The sequence below is a fragment of the Deinococcus multiflagellatus genome (assembly GCF_020166415.1).
Classification (GTDB): Bacteria; Deinococcota; Deinococci; order Deinococcales; family Deinococcaceae; genus Deinococcus; species Deinococcus multiflagellatus.
This window is the reverse complement of record NZ_JAIQXV010000079.1, coordinates 1-424: the sequence shown is the minus strand read 5'-3', so window position 1 is coordinate 424 and position 424 is coordinate 1. Positions and strand designations below refer to the sequence as shown.

Below are 424 nucleotides of genomic sequence, written 5' to 3'. Positions count from 1 at the left end.
CGCAGGTGGACGAGGGTCATCAGGATGGGTACGGTAGACCGTCGCATACGTCGTTGTTTCTGATGGGCCGTACAGGTTATACACTTCACGAACGCCAGAATTACGGTATAGGCGCTGACTAAGATCTCGCGAAAGCGGTTCGCCTGCAAGGTTGACGACCTGGAGCGTGCCGGGCAATTCGCCTTGTTTCAGAAGAAGTTCCATAATGCTTGGCACGGTGTTCAGGAGCGTGATACCAGAACGGCTTAGTGTGGTCAGCTCCGCTCTGAGATCTCCCACCAAAAAGACCGTGGCACCCACGCTGAGTGGCACAAAGATCTCGAAGCTGGAAAGGTCAAAACAGATTGAGGTTAGGGCTGCAGTTTTCGCCAGGGACGCGGAGGAAAAAAACGTTGTGCTCCAGTCCACGAAGCTAGAGAGATTG

General features: G+C 53.8%; 2 protein-coding genes. One reads left to right on the top strand and one right to left on the bottom strand.

The features are described from left to right. The coding region (locus tag K7W41_RS23405; RefSeq protein WP_224612960.1) for an AMP-binding protein at nt 1–312 on the bottom strand (312 nt) is incomplete at its 3' end. On the opposite strand from K7W41_RS23405, the gene K7W41_RS23765 reads away from it, so the two are divergent. Further along, nucleotides 206–424 (top strand): hypothetical protein (locus K7W41_RS23765; RefSeq protein ID WP_224612961.1); only part of this gene is annotated, 219 nt, incomplete at its 3' end. The genes K7W41_RS23405 and K7W41_RS23765 overlap by 107 nt on opposite strands.